This is a genomic window from Corallococcus terminator, assembly GCF_003611635.1.
GTDB lineage: Bacteria > Myxococcota > Myxococcia > Myxococcales > Myxococcaceae > Corallococcus > Corallococcus terminator.
The window spans coordinates 1-2,316 of the sequence record NZ_RAVZ01000614.1 but is presented as its reverse complement, the minus strand read 5'-3'; the positions used below and the strand labels follow the sequence as shown (position 1 = coordinate 2,316).

The following is a 2,316-nucleotide window of genomic DNA, read 5'->3' as shown; positions in this document are numbered from 1 at the left end:
GGACGGCCGCACCCGCGGGCCGGGGCAGGGGCTGCGCGGCCAGGAGCAGGCCCGGCACCAGCAGCGCGAAGCAGAGGGCGGAGGTCAGTCGGTTCACTGGTGGAGTCCTCTTGGGGAGACGAAGGGCGCGGCAGCCTAACCGGCCTGCCCCGGGCGCGAAGGGGTGAAGCGCGCGTGCACCAGCGGACATGCGAGCGTGCTCCTGCTCTCGCACGGCGGGCGCGAGCGGACACACTCCCCACCGCGCGCTCGAATCTGCTATCGCCAGACCTCCTATGTCGGACCTCACGCTTCCCACGGACAAGGCAGGACGGCAGGAGCAGCTCTCCGTGCTGTTCACCGAGGCGGTGCCCCACAACCACGCGCTCGGCCTGCGGCTGGTGGACGTGGGCACCACGGACGCGACGGTGGTGATGCCCTACGCGGACGTGCTGGTGGGCAACCCGGAGACCGGCGTCGTCGCGGGCGGCGCGGTGACGACGCTCATCGACGCGACGTGCGGCACCGCGGTGCTCGCGCGGCTGGGCACCTTCGCCGCCATCGTCACGCTGGACCTGCGCATCGACTACCTGCGCCCCGCGCGCCCGGGCCTGGAGCTGACCGCCCACGCCGAGTGCTACAAGGTCACCCGCCTCATCGCCTTCGTGCGCGCCCTCGTACACCAGGGCGACCCGGAGCAGCCGGTGGCCTCCTCGCAGGGCACCTTCATGCGGGTGGAGGACTGAGCGCCATGAGCCCCCCTGCCCCTCCGCTCGCGGACCTCGTGCGCACGGTGCGCCAGTCTCGCGAATACCACCGCCTCACCAACGCCATCCCCTACACGCGCTTCATGGGCATCGGCGTGGAGAACCTCGCCGGGGAGATGCTCTGCCGCATGCGGTACACCCCGCACCTCATCGGCAACAGCCTGCTGCCCGCGCTGCATGGCGGCGCGCTGGGCGCGCTCCTGGAGTCGTCCGCCATCTTCGAGCTGCTGCTCCAGACGGACACCGGGCGCGTGCCCAAGGTCATCTCCAGCACCGTGGACTTCCTGCGCTCGGGCAAGGCGCAGGACACCTTCGCGCGCGCCTTCATCACCCGACAGGGCCGGCGCGTGGCCAACGTGCGCGTGGAAGCGTGGCAGGACGACCGCACCCGCCCCATCGCCAGCTCTCACGCGCTGTTCCTCCTGTCGGAGCCGTGAGCCGACGGGGGCGCTAGCCGCCCACGTCGATGAGGTACGTGCGGCGCTTGCCCGCGTTGTCCCAGACGATGAGGGTCGTCTTGCCCACCGCCAGGCCGGAGACCTGGACACCGTCGGCGCCCGTCGTCTCCACGTCCGCGATGGTCGGGTCACCCAACGCCACGCGGCTCAGGCCCGGCACCGTGAGCGTGCGCTTCGCGCCCTTCTTCAACGTGAGGGTCTCGTTCGCGGAAGGAGCATCCGCCTTCTCCTGGGCCACCCTCTTCGCCGATTCCTTCGTCGCCTTGGACGGCTCCTTCGCGCCCACGGGCACGCACGCCAACACCAGGGCTGCCAACGTCAGGAGCGTGAATCGGGAGGACATGGTGCGACCTTTCAGGTGTCTCCGGTGGACTCCGGAGGAGCCCCAGCGTCGCATGCGTGCGCATCCGACGTCGCCAATGTCTCGCGTCATTCGCTGACATCATGGAATGCAGCACTGGCGTTGTTACAGCGTCGTTCCCATTTCTACAGGGTCGCTGCCGTGTCTTGCATTGGACAGCGTGCACGGGCGCACGGAGTCTCGCCTCGGGGTCCGCCGGGTGCAGGACACGCGTTCCGGTCCCGGGTCCCGGTAGGGGCGCGCCAGTGAACGGGACCGCACGTCAAGGGCAGTCGGCACGTGCCCTGCTAGCTCCTGGAAGCAGCACTGACGCAGGGGCCTTCCATGAGCGAGCGCGAGACGAAGCTTCGGGAGTTGAAGGAAACCGCCCACGCCCTGTACCAGCGGGGCAGGTATGCGCAGTGCGCGGAGACGTACTCGCACCTGGTGAGGCTGCTGCCGCACGATGCGAACGTGCGCGTGCGACTCGCGGAGGCGTGCCGGCGCGCAGGGCAACGGGCCCAGGCGATCGCCGCGTACCGGGATGCAGCGACGATACTGATGTTGCTGGGTTGCGCTTCCCGCGCGCGGGGTGCGATGAAGGCCGCGCTGGAGTTGGATCCGCGCGACCCCGTCCTCCAGATGGAGGTGGTGCGGCTGGGCCAGGGCGAGGTCATCACGACGGCGCTGGAGGATGAACAGCCCTACACCTCCGCGAGCGACTTCTTCGACCGGCTGCCCCCCACGCCCCCGCCGGGGCACATCCGGAGCC

Annotated in this window: 4 protein-coding genes; 3 read left to right on the top strand and 1 reads right to left on the bottom strand. The window is 70.2% G+C overall.

Features of this window, described 5'->3' with window-relative positions; all coding sequences use genetic code 11:
- The first annotated feature begins 275 nt into the window (after positions 1-275).
- Both D7V88_RS40745 and D7V88_RS40740 read left to right on the top strand, forming a co-directional pair.
- Positions 276-725 carry a PaaI family thioesterase gene (locus tag D7V88_RS40745; protein ID WP_120545859.1) on the top strand — a complete coding sequence of 150 codons (450 nt, stop codon included), beginning with the start codon at positions 276-278 and terminating at the stop codon, positions 723-725.
- Positions 726-730: 5 nt separating this feature from the next.
- The gene (locus D7V88_RS40740) at positions 731-1,183 is read left to right on the top strand and encodes a PaaI family thioesterase (protein WP_120545858.1); all 453 of its coding nucleotides are present in this window, start codon (positions 731-733) and stop codon (positions 1,181-1,183) included.
- A gap of 13 nt (positions 1,184-1,196) precedes the next feature.
- On the opposite strand, the gene D7V88_RS40735 is transcribed toward D7V88_RS40740, so the two are convergent.
- On the bottom strand, positions 1,197-1,547 hold the full coding sequence (locus D7V88_RS40735; protein ID WP_158625272.1) for a pilus assembly protein N-terminal domain-containing protein: 351 nt from the start codon (positions 1,545-1,547) through the stop codon (positions 1,197-1,199).
- 342 nt (positions 1,548-1,889) lie between these two features.
- On the opposite strand from D7V88_RS40735, the gene D7V88_RS40730 reads away from it, so the two are divergent.
- On the top strand, positions 1,890-2,316 hold a 427-nt coding region (locus tag D7V88_RS40730), incomplete at its 3' end, for a BTAD domain-containing putative transcriptional regulator (protein ID WP_279636147.1).

What these genes read in the sequence shown, in the direction of transcription:
- D7V88_RS40745 (WP_120545859.1), top strand. Translation starts at nt 276, where the DNA reads ATGTCGGACCTCACGCTTCCCACGGACAAGGCAGGACGGCAGGAGCAG.
- D7V88_RS40735 (WP_158625272.1), bottom strand. Translation starts at nt 1,547, where the DNA reads ATGTCCTCCCGATTCACGCTCCTGACGTTGGCAGCCCTGGTGTTGGCG.
- D7V88_RS40740 (WP_120545858.1), top strand. Translation starts at nt 731, where the DNA reads ATGAGCCCCCCTGCCCCTCCGCTCGCGGACCTCGTGCGCACGGTGCGC.